This is a genomic window from Emticicia sp. BO119, from assembly GCF_013912375.1.
Taxonomy (GTDB): Bacteria; Bacteroidota; Bacteroidia; order Cytophagales; family Spirosomataceae; genus Emticicia.
The window spans coordinates 575,198-596,077 of record NZ_JACETV010000001.1 but is presented as its reverse complement, the minus strand read 5'-3'; the positions used below and the strand labels follow the sequence as shown (position 1 = coordinate 596,077).

General features: G+C 37.3%; 23 protein-coding genes. 19 read left to right on the top strand and 4 right to left on the bottom strand.

Going from position 1 to position 20,880, the window contains the following annotated elements:
- The first annotated feature begins 2 nt into the window (after positions 1-2).
- From H1R81_RS02595 to coaE, 11 genes are all read left to right on the top strand, one after another.
- Positions 3-710: a hypothetical protein gene (locus tag H1R81_RS02595; protein WP_181839115.1), complete on the top strand. Its 708-nt coding sequence runs from the start codon at positions 3-5 to the stop codon at positions 708-710.
- An 11-nt stretch (positions 711-721) separates the two neighbouring features.
- Positions 722-1,264, top strand: a complete 543-nt coding sequence (locus H1R81_RS02590) for a YceI family protein (protein ID WP_181839114.1) — start codon at positions 722-724, stop codon at positions 1,262-1,264.
- A complete protein-coding gene (locus H1R81_RS02585) occupies positions 1,261-1,761 on the top strand; it encodes a DinB family protein (RefSeq protein WP_181839113.1) in 501 nt (166 codons plus the stop codon). The genes H1R81_RS02590 and H1R81_RS02585 overlap by 4 nt, the downstream gene beginning before the upstream one ends.
- Positions 1,762-1,827: 66 nt before the next feature.
- Positions 1,828-2,553, top strand: coding sequence for an NRDE family protein (locus H1R81_RS02580; protein ID WP_181839112.1), 726 nt, complete (start codon positions 1,828-1,830; stop codon positions 2,551-2,553).
- A 136-nt stretch (positions 2,554-2,689) separates the two neighbouring features.
- Entirely contained in the window at positions 2,690-3,757 is a 1,068-nt protein-coding gene (locus H1R81_RS02575) for a type III polyketide synthase (protein ID WP_181839111.1), read from the top strand.
- Positions 3,754-4,452 (top strand): methyltransferase domain-containing protein, encoded by a 699-nt coding sequence (locus H1R81_RS02570; RefSeq protein ID WP_181839110.1) that lies wholly within the window; start codon positions 3,754-3,756, stop codon positions 4,450-4,452. Before H1R81_RS02575 ends, H1R81_RS02570 begins: the two co-directional genes overlap by 4 nt.
- Before the next feature lie 15 nt (positions 4,453-4,467).
- Positions 4,468-5,175 (top strand): DUF3291 domain-containing protein, encoded by a 708-nt coding sequence (locus H1R81_RS02565; protein ID WP_181839109.1) that lies wholly within the window; start codon positions 4,468-4,470, stop codon positions 5,173-5,175.
- 259 nt (positions 5,176-5,434) lie between these two features.
- A complete protein-coding gene (locus H1R81_RS02560; protein ID WP_181839108.1) occupies positions 5,435-7,570 on the top strand; it encodes a gliding motility-associated C-terminal domain-containing protein in 2,136 nt (711 codons plus the stop codon).
- A 102-nt stretch (positions 7,571-7,672) separates the two neighbouring features.
- Positions 7,673-8,017: a YbaB/EbfC family nucleoid-associated protein gene (locus H1R81_RS02555; RefSeq protein ID WP_181839107.1), complete on the top strand. Its 345-nt coding sequence runs from the start codon at positions 7,673-7,675 to the stop codon at positions 8,015-8,017.
- 161 nt (positions 8,018-8,178) lie between these two features.
- Positions 8,179-9,165, top strand: a complete 987-nt coding sequence (locus H1R81_RS02550; protein ID WP_181839106.1) for a glycosyltransferase family 2 protein — start codon at positions 8,179-8,181, stop codon at positions 9,163-9,165.
- 98 nt (positions 9,166-9,263) lie between these two features.
- A complete protein-coding gene (gene coaE, locus H1R81_RS02545; protein ID WP_229251038.1) occupies positions 9,264-9,857 on the top strand; it encodes a dephospho-CoA kinase in 594 nt (197 codons plus the stop codon).
- Position 9,858: 1 nt separating this feature from the next.
- On the opposite strand, the gene dnaA is transcribed toward coaE, so the two are convergent.
- On the bottom strand, positions 9,859-11,319 hold the full coding sequence (dnaA, locus tag H1R81_RS02540) for a chromosomal replication initiator protein DnaA (RefSeq protein WP_181839104.1): 1,461 nt from the start codon (positions 11,317-11,319) through the stop codon (positions 9,859-9,861).
- Between the two features lie 208 nt (positions 11,320-11,527).
- On the opposite strand from dnaA, the gene H1R81_RS02535 reads away from it, so the two are divergent.
- From H1R81_RS02535 to atpH, 8 genes are all read left to right on the top strand, one after another.
- On the top strand, positions 11,528-12,895 hold the full coding sequence (locus H1R81_RS02535) for a methylmalonyl-CoA mutase family protein (RefSeq protein WP_181839103.1): 1,368 nt from the start codon (positions 11,528-11,530) through the stop codon (positions 12,893-12,895).
- On the top strand, positions 12,892-14,019 hold the full coding sequence (locus H1R81_RS02530; RefSeq protein ID WP_181839102.1) for a glycerate kinase: 1,128 nt from the start codon (positions 12,892-12,894) through the stop codon (positions 14,017-14,019). Before H1R81_RS02535 ends, H1R81_RS02530 begins: the two co-directional genes overlap by 4 nt.
- Positions 14,020-14,040: 21 nt before the next feature.
- Positions 14,041-14,256 carry an AtpZ/AtpI family protein gene (locus H1R81_RS02525; RefSeq protein WP_181839101.1) on the top strand — a complete coding sequence of 72 codons (216 nt, stop codon included), beginning with the start codon at positions 14,041-14,043 and terminating at the stop codon, positions 14,254-14,256.
- 33 nt (positions 14,257-14,289) lie between these two features.
- Positions 14,290-14,658 (top strand): hypothetical protein, encoded by a 369-nt coding sequence (locus tag H1R81_RS02520; RefSeq protein WP_181839100.1) that lies wholly within the window; start codon positions 14,290-14,292, stop codon positions 14,656-14,658.
- A gap of 39 nt (positions 14,659-14,697) precedes the next feature.
- The gene (atpB, locus tag H1R81_RS02515; RefSeq protein ID WP_181839099.1) at positions 14,698-15,762 is read left to right on the top strand and encodes a F0F1 ATP synthase subunit A; all 1,065 of its coding nucleotides are present in this window, start codon (positions 14,698-14,700) and stop codon (positions 15,760-15,762) included.
- A 46-nt stretch (positions 15,763-15,808) separates the two neighbouring features.
- On the top strand, positions 15,809-16,078 hold the full coding sequence (gene atpE, locus H1R81_RS02510) for a F0F1 ATP synthase subunit C (RefSeq protein ID WP_116980791.1): 270 nt from the start codon (positions 15,809-15,811) through the stop codon (positions 16,076-16,078).
- A 169-nt stretch (positions 16,079-16,247) separates the two neighbouring features.
- On the top strand, positions 16,248-16,742 hold the full coding sequence (locus tag H1R81_RS02505) for a F0F1 ATP synthase subunit B (protein WP_181839098.1): 495 nt from the start codon (positions 16,248-16,250) through the stop codon (positions 16,740-16,742).
- Positions 16,743-16,918: 176 nt separating this feature from the next.
- The gene (gene atpH / locus H1R81_RS02500; protein ID WP_181839097.1) at positions 16,919-17,452 is read left to right on the top strand and encodes an ATP synthase F1 subunit delta; all 534 of its coding nucleotides are present in this window, start codon (positions 16,919-16,921) and stop codon (positions 17,450-17,452) included.
- Between the two features lie 91 nt (positions 17,453-17,543).
- Here atpH and H1R81_RS02495 read toward each other — a convergent pair whose 3' ends face one another.
- The 3 genes from H1R81_RS02495 to H1R81_RS02485 form a co-directional block, all read right to left on the bottom strand.
- A complete protein-coding gene (locus tag H1R81_RS02495) occupies positions 17,544-17,876 on the bottom strand; it encodes an MGMT family protein (protein WP_181839096.1) in 333 nt (110 codons plus the stop codon).
- Between the two features lie 153 nt (positions 17,877-18,029).
- Positions 18,030-18,596: a DUF3109 family protein gene (locus H1R81_RS02490; RefSeq protein WP_181839095.1), complete on the bottom strand. Its 567-nt coding sequence runs from the start codon at positions 18,594-18,596 to the stop codon at positions 18,030-18,032.
- 90 nt (positions 18,597-18,686) lie between these two features.
- A complete protein-coding gene (locus H1R81_RS02485) occupies positions 18,687-20,780 on the bottom strand; it encodes a LysM peptidoglycan-binding domain-containing protein (protein ID WP_181839094.1) in 2,094 nt (697 codons plus the stop codon).
- Positions 20,781-20,880 lie beyond the last annotated feature (100 nt).

Genomic DNA, 20,880 nt, shown 5'->3' with positions numbered 1-20,880 from the left:
ACATGAAAAAGTTATCAATTACTATTATTATCCTGATTCTTGCCAATCTGGTAAGCGCTCAGAAAAAAAATCAACAATCGTTTGATTTATCTGTTGCTGGTGCCAAAGGCATCTCTCCGGCAATATCATATAATTATCTTTGGGGGATTGGTAAAAATGGTAAGTTCAAAATCGGGACTGGAGCCAGACTCACTTTTTTTGCAGCACCAAACAAAGATTTTATCACGGCTCCGGCCAGACTTACCTCTGGACAAACAGGACCACAGGTTTTATTTGTTGAGAATATCCAGGCTAATTTAGACACCCTGCATCTGAATAAAGTAAGTGCTTTTTATTTTAATATCCCCATTCATTTACAATATAGTTTCAGTAACAGGTTTGAAATAGGTTTTAATATTGATGCCATTGGTTTGAGTTTTGGCAAATCTCAACAAGGAGTATTCAGGGCGAGCGACTCCCCCACCCTTAATGGTAGTATCCAATTGGCTAAACCCACCACGTTTAACCTTCTGCTGGTAAGTGATAATGATCTTGGAAGCCTCAATTCCGAATTATATTTTCGCTATTGGTTTACCAACAAGGTTGGCTTGAGGGCTGGTGCGAGTTTTCAGTTTACTGAGTACACAACCAATCGATTGCTGACTTTCGAAAACGATCGCTTTCGTTCCAAAAATTTGCTGCCAATGATAGCCATCTCTTATAAATTCTAAATCCTGTTACTATGCAAAAATACATTTCACTGATACTTTTCTTATGGATAAATTCTTATCAGTTATATGCTAACCCTTGGAAACCAATTAATGTTTCTGTTACTTTTAAAATTAAACATGCTTTAGGAGCTACTGCTGACGGGTCATTTGGTGGTTTTACCGGAGTCATGATTTTTGATCCTGATAATTTAACAACTTCTTCCCTGAAAGGGAGTATTGAAACTAAAACTATTAATACCGGAATTAGTTTAAGAGATAGAACTTTGCGGAGCGGTGACTATTTTGACACCGAAAAATACCCAAAAATTACACTGCAATCGACAAAGATTGAAAAAGCTCAGCAAGAAAACGAATACATTGGTTATTTTAGCCTGACCATTAAGAATATTACCAAAAACATCAGAATTCCTTTCACTTTTGTACAAAATGGTGCTAAGGCTACTTTTAGAGGAAATTTCATGATTAATCGTACTGAATATGGTGTGGGTACCAAAAGTAGTTTATTGAGCGATACCGCCGCAATTATCATTGAGATAAAAACCCAACAAATATGAAAAAGATACATACGAATGTAATCAAACAATTAGCTGAATTATTAAACCAACTGAGTTCTCAGAATTACTCACAGTCACTTTGTGTACTCAATGGTAGTAGTATAGGTCAGCACACCAGACATATTATAGAATTTTATCAATGCCTTCTGAAAGGGCATAAAAGTGGTGTAATAGACTATGATGCACGCGAGCGGAATTTTCTGTTAGAAAACGATCTTAGCTTTACTTTACAAACCATTGAAGATATTGTTACCGGTATTGAAGCTGTTTCTGATATTGCAGAACCTCTACTTTTAGCTGTGAGCTATGAAGCCAATCACAAAGCCTATATTGATACCAGTTTTATGCGTGAGCTTGTTTATCTCATAGAACATTCAATTCATCACTACGCCCTGATACGAATTGGATTGCAGGAAAACTTCAAGGAAGTAGTCATTCCTGAAAATTTCGGAGTAGCTTATTCAACTATTCAATACAGAGAAGAACAATTTGGCTGATGATGCCTGAATACATTCAAAAAAATATTATAATAAGGTATTGATTCACTATTCATTAATTAATTCATGTGTGTTCTGACTTATTTACCGACCAAAAACAACGGTTTTATTTTTACTTCCAACCGGGATGAAAAAATGAATCGGGTGTCGGCTATTCCACCTCGCAAATATGAGGTTGAAGGTCGGTATATGTTTTATCCGAAAGACCCGCAAGGCAATGGTACCTGGATTGGCGGTTGTGATACCTTTACACTTTGCCTGCTAAATGGTGGATTAAACCCACACATATCTTCTCCACCATATCGGCAGAGTCGTGGTAAAGTAATTCTCGATTTTTACAGGTTTCAGAACGAAGAAAAATTCATAAATAACTACCAGTTTGACGGGATAGAGCCATTTACATTGGTTATTATCAACAGACAGAATGAGAAAATATATTACGAAATACGATGGACTGGTAAAGAGGTTTTATCTACAGTGCATGCTCGGGCCGAACCACGAATATGGTCATCTGTTACGCTTTACTCTCCCCAGATTATACGAGAACGAGAACAGTGGTTCAATGACTTCCTGCAAAACAAACCGGATTATACCGCCGAAGACATCCTGTGGTTTCATCATTCCGGGGGTAAAGGCGATATCAGAAACGATATTAAGATGAATCGGGATGAAGTGCTTAAGACACTTAGCATTACACAGTTCCAGGTAGACACTGAAGAGTTTTTAGTAAACTATGAAGACCTGCAAAAAAACAAAAAGTATGTTTACAGAGTTTTTATAGAATGTGTTTGATATGTCTTTATTTTAGGCTTATATACGATATGTTTGCTAAGACAGGCAACCCAAATACTATTGTTTTCGTATGTTTTACAGATTCGTCAGACACTCAAAAGCTCCGGCACATCGTTTAAAATAGCCCAAAACCAAGATGCCAAAAATCGTTTCTATCGGAACAGCCGTACCCCGTTATGCACATAAGCAGGACGACATCATGCGTTTTATGCTTGATGCTACCTATCCCGATGAGAAAAACAGAAAACTACTGCCTATACTTTATAAGCGTAGTGGTATCGAAACCCGGTATTCTGTTTTCTCCGACTTTTCTCTTTTACGTGGTAACTGGCATTTTTTTGGTAATAACTGTACCGCTCCTTCACTCGAACAACGGATGAAGCTATTCAATGAAGAAGTGGTGGCTTTATCTGAAAAATCAATCATAGATTGTCTGGGACAAAGAAACTTACAGGAAATCACACATCTGATTACTGTAACCTGCACAGGGCTCTCTGCCCCGGGTTTAGATATATTATTGACCGAAAAACTTAATCTTCCTACACATATTACACGTACTTCGGTGAACTTTATGGGTTGTTATGCAGCACTGCATGCCCTTAAAATAGCCAATGCCTTTTGTAAAGCAGATACCGCTGCTAAAGTTCTTATTGTGTGCACTGAATTATGTACCCTTCATTTTCAGAAATCAGGCGATATTGATTCTATACTATCCTCTACCCTCTTTGCTGATGGTTCTGCCGCTTGCCTGGTGGTTGGAGACGAAAAAGAAAAGGGTTTGAGTATCCAGCAGTTCTTCTCTAAAATAGCATTGGCTGGTCAGCCTGATATGGCATGGCAATTATCAGGTAATGGTTTCCTGATGACACTCACCAATCATGTACCCAAACTGATTAAAGACGAAATCGGAAGTCTTCTGGCAAATGCCTTAACACAACTTAACTTATCAATCAAAGATATATCCAACTGGGCTATACATCCGGGAGGTAAAAATATTTTAGAAGCCGTTGAAAGTTCATTATCACTTTGTTCAGCAGACTTAGAAACTTCCTATAAAGTGCTTCGCAATTATGGTAATATGTCGTCGGCAACAATTTTATTTGTACTCAAGCAAATGATAGATAATCCAACAACCAAAGGGAATATTTTTACTGTAGCTTTTGGCCCTGGCATTACCATTGAAACAGCCATGCTTACCTTATGAATTTCAAGACCCGCTCTTATACACCTGAACTGTTAGATAATAATGATATTCCCACCGAAGACCTTTATCAGAATCTTCGGGAACTCGACTTTATCAATCGATGGCTGGGTGGTCATAAAGTAGTATTAGACGGAGTCAGAGCTTTTCTGAAAAAGCGTACAAAAGACCAAAGGGTTTCTATTATGGAAATTGGCAGTGGTGGTGGTGATAATTTGAGAGAAACAGGCATATTATTAAACAAAAAGAAAATACCATACCAATTACAGGGAGTAGATTTAAAAGAAGATTGCGTGCAATTTGCTTTAAGCCAGCAAAATATTCAGGTCTCCTATCAGATTTGTGATTATCGGCTGGCAGATACTAAAAAAAAGAAACCACATTACATTTTTAATTCACTATTCTGCCATCATTTCACAGACCCGCAGTTAGTAAGAATGCTAAGATGGCTTTACCAAAACTCTGAAAAAGGATTCTTTATTGCTGACTTGCATCGTCATGTTTTAGCCTATTATTCGATCAAATGGCTTACACGACTTTTCTCGAAATCATACTTGGTTAAAAACGACGCTCCATTATCTGTTTTAAGAGGATTCAGCCGCAAAGAATGGGAATATCTCTTACAACAGGCCGAAATAAAAAATTATTCCATCCAATGGAAATGGGCATTCCGCTGGTTAATTATTGTTGAAAAATAAGTATATTTACCTTATATGTTTGTTTCTCTTACCATAGTCCGATACCCTAAATACCTCATTCCGATAGCCATACTTTCAATGGCATTGTTCAGGCTTCCCTTGTGGTTTACAAAAGGCATTACATTCTGGAAATTGTTGGGCTGTGGTAAAAATGGGTCTTTTGATATTCAACCAGATTTAACACAGTGGGGTTTGTTGGGCGTATGGAAAACCGAAGAAGACTTTGTTACTTTTCAGCGGAATTCCCTCATTCAAAAATGGTGGAAATCTTTTACCAAAGAACAATGGACCATCCTTTGCCAGCCCTATGAATCACATGGTAAATGGGATGGCAAGGAGCCTTTTGGCAAAAATATAAAAGATAAAACTTATAACGGGAAAATCGCCGTGCTCACAAGAGCCAGTATCAGGGTTTCAAAACTTAAATACTTCTGGAGCAATGTACCTCAGGTAGCAAATAAATTACAAAGTGCCCCGGGTTTTGTAACTTCTGTTGGTATAGGAGAAATACCTTTTATCCGCCAGGCCACATTTTCGATTTGGGAAAGCATTGATGATGTCAGACAATTTGCCTACCGGCAACAAGAACATGCAGAGGTGATTAAGAGGACCCGAAAAGAGGATTGGTACTCGGAAGAGTTATTTGCACGATTGATTCCTTTAAAGATAGAAGGAACTTTGTTTGGGAAACCCCATTTAAACAACATAAATGCTACCGCTTGAAAACTTTCTAAAACCTCCGTTTTTCACTCCACAAATTTCACGCCAAATGCCTTTTAATACCGATAAACAACTTATAACTAATTGATTTTCAAAGAACTACAAAGAAATTTTCTGTTAAAAAATTTGCTTTTTCCTTAAAAACCTTCCTAATTTGTTAGATAAACTGCACTATACGCCCTTAAAATGTCAGGATCCCTCTTTATCGGGCATGATTTTTGAATCATTACATTGAGTGAATACAATAGAAACTATTTAATTTATGTCCCGCATTAAATCATACTTGCTTGGATTCATTAGCCTATGCACTGCTATTACTGCTCTTGGCCAACAGGCTACTGAGCCGCAAGCATGTAAATCAATAAATATTACATCTTCCGGACATACAATCGGAGCAGATTTCACAATATCTCCCCAAACAGGTTGCTTAACTGATGTTAATAGAAATATTGGAGCTCAGGTTAATATCAGTAACGTAGTTACTCCCAATGGACAAACTTTTATCAGTCAATCCGGAACAGTTAATTTCTTTTATGATTATACTGATGCTAAAGCTCCTTTGCAATTTACCGGAAATGTTACCCCTTCAACTATTTTTTCAACACCTGGTACTTATTGGATTGCTATAAATGGCAAATTACTATCATCCTCCACTTCTTATGTTACTTGTAAATCTGTTGAAGTAATTGATACACATAAATTAGATATAGAGTATAATTTTTGTGATCCGTACAATGTAAAAATTACCATAAAGGATACACCAAACAATAGAGAGCAACAGAGAGTGGAGATTGCCTGGGGTGATGGAACTCCGGCAAAAGTCTACGATATAACAACCTATCCATTTTCAATTGATTACAATTATGGAACCACTCCTCCGACTTTAAAACCAAATGTAAAAGGGATATATGTTCGTGGCAGTCGCAATGCTTGTAAAAGTGATGGACTTAATTTGGAAACCACTCCTTCAGTAGCGCCTAAAATCGTGATATTAGAGGGTTTAGCAGGAGGCAAAGATAATAAAATTACAGTTAAAGGGGGCACTGAAGATGTTGAGTTTAATATTGAAATGAAACCTAAAGGTGGTAGCTGGACAGCTACCGGAAAAAAAATTAAAGTAACAACTGCAAATCCTACACCTTCAGAAATAATTACTGTACCGACTGCATATGGCGAATATTGTTTCAGATTGCAGAAAGATGCACTTTGTGGTGCCTCCACCACATCTGACCCTATATGTACTATCAATACTTCGGCACAGGTACTTTCACCCAGAAAAGTAAAAATAGACTGGAATTCAGAATCAAATGCCAATGTTACAAGTTATCGGGTACATTACAAAGCAATGCCATTAAACGCCACAAATTATGTAAGCGTCAACCCTTCTCCAAGTCCGACTTTTACTTATGATGCCTTAATTTGTAGCCAGAAATATGAATTTTATATAGAAGGATATTGGGGAGCAGGAATCAACAGAGTTCAAATAACATCGCCACCATTCCCTGTTGATCCTGATCAGGGAGGTAAGCTACCCAATGCACTGTTAAGCTATGCTTCAGTAGGAAAAGATGAAGTAAGCATTAATATGTACCCTAATGGAGAGTTTTACCCTAAATACCATATTTATAAAGCAGAAGGCAACTCAAGCAATTTTGAGCCACTTATTTCACTGATCACTAACAGCTATCAGGATAAAGCCGTAGAATTAGATAAGCAGCAATATTGTTACAAAGTAGCTTTTGAAGATGACTGTGGGAATGAATCTGAATTATCAGACCCTTTCTGTACCATTTTTCTTACCTCTGCGCAGGCAAATACACTTAGCTGGACTCCCTTTGCAGTCAGTGACCCTACCAATATGTGGTATGACAGACAACAGATTTTATATACAATAGATATTGTAAATGATCAAGGGATTGTTTTGACTCCGGTTGACGAGACGTTTAATACAGAATATGACGTAAAAGATTATCTGGACAGACTATTAGACGATCCATTGAATAATGGCAGGGTTATCTTCAGGGTTTTGGGGCGTCAGGTTGCCACACTTGACATAGGAAATGTTCCCACACCTTTTCCATTAAGTAGCTATTCAAATAATTATACCTTTATTACCCCAGCAAGACTATATCTTCCTACTGCCTTTACACCTGACGGGCAGGGCCCTGAGGCAAGTGAAGTATTTAGAGCCAATGGGAAGTTCATCTCAGAATTTAATATGGTTATCTATAATCGTTGGGGAGCTCCTATTTTTGAAACAAAAAATATCGACATTGGTTGGGATGGTAAAGAAAATGGTGATCCGGCACCGGAGGGTAATTATAGCTATAAAATATACGGAATAGACAATGCCGGGCAAGAATTTAAAAAAGTAGGTTCGGTTTTGTTATTAAGATAAAAAACAAATTCTCATGATATTTTTATGGGCAGTCTGAACCGACTGCCTTTTTTTGTAGTTTTGTCTTTGAAAAATGTTTATCACTTAACCGAATTATATATTATGAATATGGGAGATATTTTTGGGCTTGCAGGAAAAATGAAAGAAATGCAGTCCCGTATGCAGGAAGCACAGGAGAACCTTGGTAAAATTACTGAAACCGGAGAGTCAGGTGCAGGGATGGTGAAAGTTACTGTAAATGGCAAAAAACAATTGATAAAAATTGAAATAGACGAAGACCTGATCAGTAAAGACCAGCGCGAAATCTTGCAGGATCTGATTGTGGCAGCCACCAACAAAGCACTTGAAAAAGTAGAAGAGAAAGCCAAAGAAGAACTCAGAAAAAGCACCGAAGGCATGATGCCGAATATCCCGGGCATGGACTTTGACAAGATGTTTAATAAATAATAGTTGAGTAATTTAGCGATTGAGTGAATGAGTGATTTAATTAAAATTATTTTGGTTCCTTCCTCAAAGTATTTGCTCTCATGGAGATTTACTTATTACTATTAAATTAAATCAAAATAATCACTCAATCACTAATTCACAAATTCACTCAATTCCTATACATGCCAAAAGTCACTATAGTCATACTGAACTACAATGGGCAAGGGTTTCTTGAGAAATTCTTGCCTTCTGTTATTCAACACTCTCAAGGACACGAAATCATCGTGGCCGATAATGCTTCTACAGATACTTCTGTTAAATTTTTGAATCAAACCTATCCTTACATTCATCTTATTCAATTGCCTCATAACGGTGGTTTCACAGGAGGATACAACGAAGCGCTGAAACAGGTACAAGCCACTTACTATATATTGTTAAATTCTGATATTGAAGTGACACCAAACTGGGTTAATCCTATCATAGATTTGATGGAAGTCAACCCAAAAATCGCGGCTTGTCAACCCAAAATGCGAGACTATTACAAACATGCCTATTTTGAATACGCAGGTGCCGCAGGAGGTTATATTGATTGGTTAGGATACCCATTTTGTAGAGGAAGAATTTTTGATACTTGGGAAGAAGATACCGGACAGTATGATGATACCAAAGAGATATTCTGGGCTACGGGGGCCTGCATGTTTGTAAGAGCCGATGTTTTTCATGAATTAGGTGGTTTTGATACTAAATTCTTTGCCCATATGGAAGAAATAGATTTGTGCTGGCGTATGAAAAACGCAGGTTATCAGATTTACTATTCTTCAGCCTCAACAGTATATCATGTCGGAGGAGGTACACTCCATAAATCGAATCCACGTAAAACCTTCCTGAATTACCGGAATGGATTGGCTATGATGTATAAAAACCTGCCCACTAATCAGTTATTTACTACCATCTTTTTGAGATTAGTATTAGATGGGGTTTCAAGCATCAAATTCCTGCTTGCAGGCTCATTCAAAGACATCTGGGCCATTCTGAAAGCCCACTTCGCTTTTTATGCCATGATTCCCAAATTAGAAAGAAAATCTCCTAAGCAATTGAAGGACATATATCCTAAGAGTATTGTGTTGGATTATTTTTTGAGGGGGAAGAAAAGGTTTGGGGAGTTGTGAGAGATTTGCATCTTTTAATAAAGATGCCATTATGTCACCACTATACCACTTTGAAAGAGTTTTTCCCCTATCTTTACTTAACAAAAACCAAATCAACATTGCTTAAAATAGGTATTACTGGTGGTATAGGGTCTGGCAAGACTATTGTCTGTAAGATGTTTGAAATCTTAGGGATTCCGGTATATTATGCCGATGAACGCGCCAAATGGCTTACCAATACTGATTTACAGCTCCGCAAGGAAATTAAAGAATTATTAGGTAGACAAGCCTACGACGAGAAAGGGCAATATAACCGCAAATGGGTAGCATCTCAGGTATTTGATAACCCCGAGTTATTGAAGATGCTTAATGCCTTGATTCACCCGCGTGTATTTGCCGATACCGACCAATGGTTTTTACAGCACCAGGATAAGCCATATACCCTAAGAGAAGCTGCACTGATGAATGCCGCAGGTGATAATAATGACTTTGACGCTGTTGTATTAGTAAGTGCACCAGTAGATATAAGAATTGCTCGTATCAGAAAACGAGACCCCCAAAGAACCGAAGAAGAAATTAAGGCAATAATAGACCGACAAAAAACAGAAGAGCAATTTGCTTCAATTGCCAACTATACTATTATTAATGATGATGAGCACCTGCTGATTCCGCAGGTTTTAGTATTACACAAAAAACTTAGCATACAAACGTAGCTTACTTTCTGAAAACCTTCAATAGCTTATTTACCGCACCGCTTATATCCTTATCAGTATCCATTAAATCATTCACAGTCTGAATAGCATGAATCACGGTACTATGGTCACGGCCTCCGAAATGATAACCTATTGATTTTAGCGATAAGTTAGTGAGTTCTTTTGCTAAATACATGGCTATCTGTCGTGGCAATACAATCTCACGTAAGCGGCTTTTCCCTTTCAGATCAGGAATACGTACTTTGAAATGTTCTGTTACAGATTCAATGATTGTATCAATAGTTACTTCCTTTTCTGAATCTTTTATCAGGTGGCGAAGTGTGCTTTTAGCCAATTCAACATCTATATCTCTGCGCGTCAGCGACGCTTGTGCCAATAAAGAAATCATTACTCCTTCTAATTCACGTACGTTCGTATCAATACTATGAGCCAGATATTCAATTACCTCATAGGCAATAGAAATACCCTCTGCCTGAGCTTTTTTCTGAATAATAGCAATACGTGTTTCAAAATCAGGTGTTTGCAAATCAGCAGTTAAACCCCATTTGAAACGAGATAATAATCGGTCTTCTACCCCTTCCAACTCGCGTGGCGGGCGGTCAGAAGTCATCACGATTTGTTTCCCTGATTGATGCAGATGATTAAAGATATGGAAGAAAGTCTCCTGAGTTTTTTCTTTGCCTGATAAAAACTGTACATCATCAATAATCAGAATATCTACCTGCATATAGAAGTTCATAAAATCCTGCAAGCTATTATTTCTGATAGCATTGATAAATTGGCTCGTAAATTTTTCAGAAGATACATAAAGGACAAATTTATTGACAGCCCTATTCTTCATAAAATTTCCGATTGCTTGCACCAGATGAGTTTTTCCAAGCCCAACACCCCCATAGATCATTAATGGATTAAACGAAGTTACCCCAGGTTTGGAAGCCACTGCAAATCCTGCTGCTCTTGCAAGGCGGTTACAGTCACCCTCCACAAAATTATCAAATGTATAATTCGGATTAAGATAAGAGTCCAGATTTAAAGAATCCAGATCCTTCATTTCAAACGGATTTCTTACCTGCTCGTTTGTATGATGGGAGTCTGCTCTGCCATTCCCATCTGCCCGTCCGGCAGAAGGATTTTGCTGTGGCATGTTGATAGAAATCGGTGGCTCGTTTTTTTTCTGATTCCCACTATCTACAATAATAGAATACTCCAACATCCCCTCACGACCAATCGCATAATCCAAAGCCTTTCTTAAGAGTTGAACATAGTTCTCTTCCAGCCACTCGTAGAAGAATTGGCTTGGGACTTGAATAGTCAGCTTCTTTCCCTCTAATTTACCCGGAATAATAGGCTCAAACCAAGTTTTATAACTTTGTTCCGAGATACTATCACGGATAATTTTGAGGCAATTCTGCCATACTACATCAACATCTCGTTGGACTTTAGGAGTTTCTAAAATAGTCATTTGGCTTCATTGGGATTCTTAAAGGGGGTGCAAAGATACTAAAATTTATGTACCTACCAAGAAGTGAATTTTGAGATTTTTAATGTATTTTCAAAGTAATTCTCAAACATTATTTTACCAAATTTGATTTGCCTTATAAAAATACAAAATGTACCTTTACATTTGCTTTGGTAACTGACTTTTTTTCACCGAAAAATACAATTCTGTTATGACGAAAAAATTCTTCGAAGAATTTCCGGAATCGACAAAAAAAATTTGGAGGGCACAAGTAGTTAAGGATTTGAAAGGGAAAAATTTTGAAGAAACCCTTATCTGGAATACACCAGAAGAAATTATGGTTCAGCCTTATTACACGGAAGAAGACCTGTTTAATCTTCCACTCAGAGAAATTCAGCAATCCCAATCAAACAAAAAGGCTGCAAACTGGCAAAACCGAGCATTAGCGAAATTTTCGCAGGAAAAACCGACTAATACCTTAGTTCTTGATCTCTTTCGCAATGGGGCTGATGAGGTTGTGATTGACTTTAGGGGAACTGATATTAATAAGATTGATTTCGCAAAACTACTGGATAAAATAAAATTAAGTGATACGCCTGTTTATTTTCAGACCAACCAAATTGAAGGTTTATTAGCAGTGCTTGGTAAATATATCCATTATCAACCCAAAGGCGGCTTTATCTTTGATTCTTTAGGTGATTTCTTTACAGGAAAAGCTAAAATAGACAATACAACTTGGGAAAGTACAAAAAAAATTTTTGATTATTGTACTTCATATCCTGCCTTTACGGCAATTACTATTCGGTCTGATGTATTTCATAATGCAGGAGCAAATGCAGTGCAGGAACTTGCTTTTACCTTAGCTTCGGCAACTACTTATTTAGATAAATTGACTGACATTGGGCTCAGCATTGGGCAGATAGTTCCGAAGATAGAATTTTCTTTGGCAATCGGCACCAATTACTTCATGGAAATTGCAAAAATCCGAAGTTTACGTTTTCTATGGTGCAAAATTTCAGAAACTTATCAATGCACTGATAATAACTGCCAGATTAATTGCCAGACTTCTTATTTTTATGATTCTATACTTGATGCACATACTAATATGTTAAGGGCTACCACTGAAGCCATGTCGGCAGTAATTGGTGGTTGTGACTCATTGACAATACATAGATATAATGCTGTTCTGGGAACGGGCTATGATGAGATGAGCGAAAGAATTGCGCGCAATATCTCTGTACTCTTAAGTGATGAAAGTTACTTAGGTAAAAGTAGGGATATATCAGCAGGTTCGTATTATATCGAAAACCTGACTAATGATTTATCAGCAAAAGTCTGGGAGTTGTTTCTTTCCATAGAACAACAGGGAGGTATATTGAAAGCCTTTGAAGAAGATTTTATACAGACCGAAATTGAAAAGGCTTATCGGCAGAAAGCAGAAGCCTTGAAGAATAGCAAAATTATGGTGGGGGTTAACAAGTTTATTTCTCCTAAAGATCCCCCTATTCACGCATCAGAACAATCAACTAAGGTCAAACATTTTTTACCCAATAGACGAATTGCTTCCCTGTTTGAATGAAGATACTCTTAGCACCCGATAAATTCAGAGGTTCACTGGATGCCCCACAAGTTTGCCAGGCCATGGCTGAAGGTATAAAAATGGTTTCGCCAGAGATTGAGGTTATAAGTCTACCAATGGCTGATGGCGGTGAGGGTACTTTGGATTTGCTTCTATGGTATGCAGGTGGGCAAAAGAGAACAGCCAAGGTACATGACCCGTTAGGAAGGCTCATTTACGCGCAATATGGCATTTCAGCTGACGGTAAAACGGCATTTATTGAGATGGCAACTGCTTCTGGTTTGAATTTATTAAAAACTGACGAAAGAAATCCTTTATTGACCAGTACTTTTGGAACAGGCGAACTGATTAAAACCGCAGTAGAAGCAGGTGTAGAACAGATTATTCTTGGCATTGGCGGAAGTGCTACTACCGATGCCGGCATAGGTATGGCAAAAGCATTAGGCTGGCAGTTTCTTGATGCAAATAATCAGGAAATAGAAGCCATTGGTGGTAATTTGTCTTTAATAAAAAAAATTGTCCCCCCTCTACCCTCTTCAAAATTACCAGAAATTCAGGTAGCCTGCGATGTTACTAATCCCTTATATGGTATTAATGGAGCAGCACACATCTACGGCCCGCAAAAAGGAGCGGATTCTGAAGCAGTGGCAATTTTAGATATGGGTTTAACGGATTTTGCTCATTTGACAGGTTTACCAGAAGATACTTTCAATGGCCCAGGGTTTGGAGCGGCAGGCGGCTTAGGTTTTGGTTGTGTATTCTTTCTGAACGCTAAACTCAAAGAAGGAGTAAAATTGCTGATGGATTTCTGCAACTTCGATAAAAACCTGTACAATGTTGATTTAATTATTACAGGGGAAGGCAAAATTGATAACCAGACTCTACAAGGTAAACTCATTAAAGGTATTACAAACAAAGCACAACAAATTCCAGTTGCAGCTATTTGTGGCACTTTAGCTGTTACCCCCCAGCAAATGCAGGAGATCGGTATTTTTTATGCTAATTCAATACTCAATAAACCTCAGAGTTTAGCCGATGCTTTACAAGTCGGATACGAAGGGGTAAGAGATGCTACTTATTATTTAGTGAATATGTTTTATCAGATTTCTGCAATTAAATCGTAATTTTGTAAAAAAATCAAGCGCATGGAAGAGAACAACGACATGAAAAATACCAAAACCTGGCTAAAATTTACCCAGATTGGTTTGCAGATGATTTTAACTATCGGCTTAGGAACATGGTTTGGCTATTGGCTCGACCAAAAAGCGGCCAATAAAACCCCTGTCTGGACACTCGTTTTATCTCTTACATCTATAGGGGTTTCTTTATATAATGTTATAAGACAGCTACCAAAGCAGTAAGCAGTTTCTTATTTACATTCATACCAGCACTTTATGTCAAAAACACTCATCCTTACGGGCATACTCATAATTGTATTTTTTTTAGCTAACACTATCGGATTAGACCATTTATTACATCCGCAAAAATGGGTAATTTTAAGCTTTTTCGTTGCCTATTCCTTTCTGTTCAATCGCTTAATAGAAATGGGTTTTAAAGAAAAAAGTAAAAACTTTATCCCTTTTTATCTCGCAAGTGTTGCTTTTCGTCTAATTCTGAGTATAATCTTTATTGGAATCGAATTGTACATGGGGTTGCAACAGCAGGAATTATTCATTGCAAACTTTTTTGTATTATATTTATTTTACACAATCTTTGAGATTTGGAATTTAAATAGTAACTTGCGCCAAAATTCAGAAAAGTGATTATCCTGAAACGTTGATTGACCGAATAATTTAAAAATTATGTTGCGTTTACTTACAAATAAATTCTTATTAATAGCCTCATTATCAATCTTTTCTCTGACATTTTCATTCGCACAAGAAGAGCACGAAGGGCATCATGAAGCAAAAGATGGGGCAGCTCATGAAGAAGAACATTTTGACATCGGCCAGATGATTATGCACCATATTTCTGATTCGCACGAATGGGAATTTGCACATGGTGCCATTATACCACTTCCGGTTATTCTATATACCGAACAATATGGAGTAGAAGTATTTTCTTCAAACCGTTTCAGAGAAGGAAATGGCGTTTATAACGGTTATATTAACTTGCATGAACATATTCACAGATTAAGCCCTGATGGCTCAATAGATGAAGCCGTACATGTTTTGGACTTTTCCATTACAAAAAACGTAGCCTCTCTTATGCTAAGTGCCATTATCCTGATTGTATTGATGTCGACAGTAGCCAAGAGCTTCAATACTAACAGAGGTAAAGCTCCTAAAGGTATTCAGTCATTTATAGAGCCTGTTATATTCTTTATCCGAGACGAAGTAGTAAAACCTAATATTGGTCCTAAATACGCAAAGTATTTGCCTTATTTATTGACTTTATTCTTCTTTATTTTAATTAATAACCTTTTAGGCTTATTACCCGGTGGGGCTAACGTAACTGGTAATATAGCCATTACCATGACATTGGCCGTGATTACTTTTATTATCACACATATCAATGCCAATAAACATTACTGGCTACACCTGGTAAAACCGGAAGGAGTTCCTGTATTAATGTTACCATTAATGTGGGTAGTTGAGATTGCTGGTGTGTTTATGAAACCTATGTCTTTAATGATTCGTCTTTTTGCCAATATGACAGCAGGCCACATTATCATTTTAAGTTTATTAGGTCTGATTTTTATATTTAAAAGCTTTGCCGTAGGTGGGGTAATCACAGTATTCACCTTATTTATGAATGCCATCGAGTTGCTTGTTGCGTTTTTGCAAGCTTTTATTTTTACATTGTTATCCTCAATGTATATCGGAAGCGCAATTGAAGACCATCACGAAGCAGACCACGGTCATTGATAATTTTATTGTATTTAATGTTTCACTCATATAAATTGTTTTAATCATGTCTTTATTACAAGTTCTTTTACAAGCAGGTGCTGATGCAACTCGTGGTTTCGCAGTAATGGGCGCAGCAATTGGTGCTGGTCTTGCAGCTATCGGTGCTGGTGTAGGTCTTGGCCGTATCGGTGGTAGCGCATTGGAAGGTGTGGCTCGTCAACCAGAAGCAGCTAACAAAATCCAGACCATGATGATCATCATCGCTGCCCTTGTAGAAGCAGTAGCACTTTTTGCAGCCGTAATTTGTCTTTTGATCTCTTTCAAATTAGTTTAAGAATCAAATTAAACGACGCTGATTAAAATCCTGTACTATTCGCATTAGGCGTTAGTACAGGATTCAATCTAAGCACTAACGGCAAGTGTAAAGTAATTTATAATAAAATAGTTGTTATAAATGAACCTCTTTACAAATCAAATAATTAAAATAAAATCTTTTAACTGATATGGAATTACTAACCCCCGGCATTGGATTGATTTTCTGGATGCTTTTGGTTTTTGGTATTTTAGTTTTTTTCTTAGCTAAGTTTGCTTGGAAACCTATCTTAGGTGCATTAAAAGAGCGTGAAGACTCAATTGAATCAGCTTTGAGAATGGCCGAGGAGACACGTGCAGAAATGGCAAAATTGAAAGCTGATAATGATAGAATTATTGCTGAAGCCCGTTTAGAACGTGACAAGATTATCCGTGAAGCTAAAAATGCCTCTGATAATATGCTTGCTGAAGCCAAAGATAAAGCAGTAGCAGAAGGCAATAAAATCATTGCTGATGCGCGCGAAGCCATTCAACAAGAAAAAACAGCTATGGTAGCACAAATGAAAAAAGATGTAGCTGCATTCTCTATTGAAATTGCTGAAAAGGTTTTACGCAAAGAATTGACAGACAAAAAAGCACAAGAGTCGTTAGTATCTAACCTTATTTCCGAAGCGAAGTTAAACTAATCGGATTAATCTATCAGTTTACTTATCGCCGTTAAATAAAAAATACCACTTTTTTGTTATATTGTTGTTAAGCTTTTGCAAAATAAGTGTTCCAAAATTTGTTTTTTTGATAGAGTCGGTTGTATTTTTGTATAAATATATGTTGCAACCGAGAATTTAGTTCTATAATTAGAAAAATGGCAGATTCAATAGTTGCATACCGATATGCTAAATCATTATTTGATTTGGCAACAGAAAAAAAAGTTGTAGATAAAGTAAACAACGATATGCTGTTGTTTCAAAAGATCTGCGACGAAAACAGACAGTTTGCTGTTGTTATGAACAATCCAATCGTTCGTCACGACAAAAAATTAGGGATATTGAAGAATATTTTTGAAAATCGTGTCAACGATGTGACTTATTCAATATTCAACGTCTTAACAAAGAAACATAGAGAGAATTTGATTTATCCCATTGCTGAAGAGTTTCAGAAGCTGTACAATGAGCAAAAAGGTATTCAAAAAGCTACAATTACTACTGTTTCTCCATTGACCGATACCCAACGCAAAGAATTTACAGATCTGGTTGCAAAAGCTACCAAAAAAGATGTAATTTTAGAGGAGAAAATCAATGAAGACCTGATTGGGGGTTATGTGTTGAAGTTAGAGGACAGACAAGTAGATACTTCTATCAGAAAAAAATTAAACGATTTGAAACTAACATTAGCATAGATATTGCGTTATGTTATAAAGAAATTAGTTTTCATGGCTATAAAGTTGAGAAATACCCCCGAGTTTCGGGGGTTTTTTCTTTATAGCCATTCTACAATAATTCCGTAACCGGATTCCAGAAATGATTGTCAAAATTCACAATCTGATCATTTTTCACTTTTATACCTTCAGCCTCTAATCTTTCCTGCATTATATTTCCGCCAAAATGATGTTTACCGCTCAAAATCCCATTTCTATTCACTACTCTGTGCGCAGGCACATCAGGCCTGTTATGACAGGCATTCATAGCCCAGCCAACCATTCTTGCACCTGCTTTAGAGCCCAGATACTGAGCAATGGCCCCATAACTGGTTACTTTACCTTTAGGGATGAGTTTAACTATCTGATATATATCATCAAAAATGTTTTCTTGAGAAGAAGCCATTGAAATAATATTGTCTTTAACTATGCGTTGAATTACGTCCAATTGAAAGCTCTATAATTGATAAAATTGAATAAGAAGCCTTATGATTATAAAATCGATTACTGATTTCAAAATCAGTCAAATCATTGTTCGACAAAAAGCTAATTAATCATTTCAGCTTCTCTCCTCTACTTCTTTCTCCAAAGTCTTATACCACTCTTCCCCATAAAAACGTGTAAGAGGCTCTTTTAAAAACTTGTAGACAGGCACACCTAATTTATCACCTAATTCGCACGCATCAGAGCAGATAGACCACCGATCGTAGTTAACCGCATGATAGCTTTCATATTTGGTAATACGTATAGGATACAAATGGCAGGAGATAGGTTTCTTCCAGGAAATTTTACCATCTATATAAGCTTGTTCAATCCCACATTTTAAAATTCCTCTTTCATCGTAAATTGCGTATGCACATTCACGGTTATCGATTGTCGGTGTCGAGAAATCACCCTCCCAATCTTTAATATATTTGCCTTGTTCTTCAATTGCCTTAATTCCAGCTTCTGATAAATAAGGTTTTACTTCTTCGTATATCTCTTCCAATACTGGCAATTCAGATTCTTCTAACGGGGCTCCTAAATCACCCTCAACACAGCAGGCGCCTTTGCACTTCTCCAGATTGCAAACAAAGAATTTTTCCGCTACATCATCACTTATACAGGTATTTTCTATTAAGATCATTGTCTGAACACAATAAAATATGCCATACTATGAAGCATGGCATACTTAAATGATAAAATCTATTTTAACGTATCAAAGATACAAAAATCTTTAAATCTTTCTGATAATTAACTTCTGCCCTATCTTAACATTCTGGTCACTCATATTGTTCCACTCCTGAATCTGTTTCATTGCTACCTTATAACGCTTAGCAATACTGAACAAAGTCTCACCTTTTACTACCTGATGTGTAGCTACACCGCCCTCTTTTTCTGATTTAGCATTATTTTTGTCAACACTATTAGCTCGCGGCGAGTCTGCAACCTTTACTCTGTTACTAACAATCAGTTCCTGGCCAACTTTTACTCGCTCATTGGTTGTAAAACCATTCCAGGCAGCCAAATCTCTTACCGTTACTTTATACAGGCGTGCAATACTATAAAGCGTTTGTCCAACATCAACTGTATGAATACCTGTTTTAGGCAAAGCAGTTGGGGTGGCAGCAGTAACAGTTTTTCTTGCTTCTGTAGTTTTAGGAGAATCCTTAATTGTTACATTCGGATTCGAGTAGGCGGGTTTTACAGGCACCGTTGAAGCAGTAAAATCAGTTTTATCTTCGTCTTCCGTAATAACCACAATATCATCTTCATCACCTTCGTCTGTAGTACTCGTAGTTGTGGCACTTACTGTTTCTTTTACGGGCTCTTTCTTGGCTTGCGGTTGTCTTTTTGTAGTTCTTTCTATTACAACAGTCTCCCCCTGATTCTGCATGGTCACTTCAGGGCTTGGTATTTTTTTAGCATTAGCATCTTTTACTAATGTTTCATTTTCATAATTCTCTACTACAGGCACTTTACGATCGGGCTCCTGTTCTTTTACCCCATTATTATTCTCTATTGGTTCAGTTTTAGGACGTTTTTTCTGCAAATACACTATTTGTCCTTCCTGAATCGGCATTGAGGTTCTCATACGATTGAGATTCAACAGATTTTTGAGTTTAATTCCAAACATCTGAGAAATGCCCCACATAGTTTCACCAGACTGTATCTGATGTTTTTCGATAGGCCCTTTTTTAAGTTTTCTTTGCAGATAATACACCTGCCCTTCTTCAATTGCGTCTCTATCACTCATATCATTGAAAAGTAAAAAATCCTTAATTTTCAACTTCCCTCCTCTTGCCAATGAAGCAACATCATCACCAGGTTTTGCAAGAATCCCTTTCTTTTCGTTAATAGTATAAAAAACAGGGTCTTCTTCGTTATTAACCTGCATTGTAACTCTTTCCAGTACCGGGTAATCTCTGTGTTTAATTTCCTCTTTCTTAGCTTTGTTAACTTTACTTGTCACGAAATCAGGCTGACGACCGATTTTAGATTGAACTTCATCTAATCTGGTTACAGGTACTAAAATAGCCACCGAGTAATCATCAGGAATAACATTGGTTTGTAACCAGGAATTATTCTTTTTCAGGTCGGTAGCATCGACATCAATCATAGAGGCAATCTGGGCTAATGTTTTACCCCTACCTTTGCGATATTCTACAAAACCAAAGGCATTGTCTTTCATACGGTTTACCCTGTATTCAAAAGCAATGCGCGCAGCGATGGTTTTAAGGAGGTACCGGTCAGTACGACCATCAAACTCAACTCTTGAAGCATTGGTCCATTCAGAAGGAACAATTTTGCTGATACCACCTGCTCCTAACATATAAGAGTAAAGAGTCGAGATCCAGTTCTTGTAAATCTGATTATTACGTTTCAGATAAGCCGCCGCCGCTCTGGTTGACGAATAGATATTCTTTCTTTCGTCAATATCACTATCTACTCTAAGTCCCATTTCCTGCGCTGTACTGGCTTTCATTTGCCAGAAGCCCACCGCATTAGAGCTTGAGATAGCATCGGGTAATAAAGAACTTTCAACAACTGCCAGATACTTGAAATCATCAGGCACTTTTTCCAGTTCAAGAATACGTTCTATTACTGGGAAATACCATTGAATTCTTTGGAGTTTATCCAATACATATTTATTCTCTGGAATTAATAAAGAAGAAACCTCTTTTTGAACAAGCTTTTGGGCATCTGCATCCAATTCTACGGTAATACCTGCAAAATCTACTTTTCGAGACACCTCAGGTAAGCCGGGCTTTTGAGCAAAAGCCGCATATAAGCTTACCATAAAAAACGAGAAAGCTAACGTTTTTTTCATGGAATTAGGAAATTATATTGAAAGCACAATTTATATTAAAAGTATTGACCCCATCCCCGACCCTTCCCCAACAGTGGGGAAGGGAGGGAAATTCCCTCTC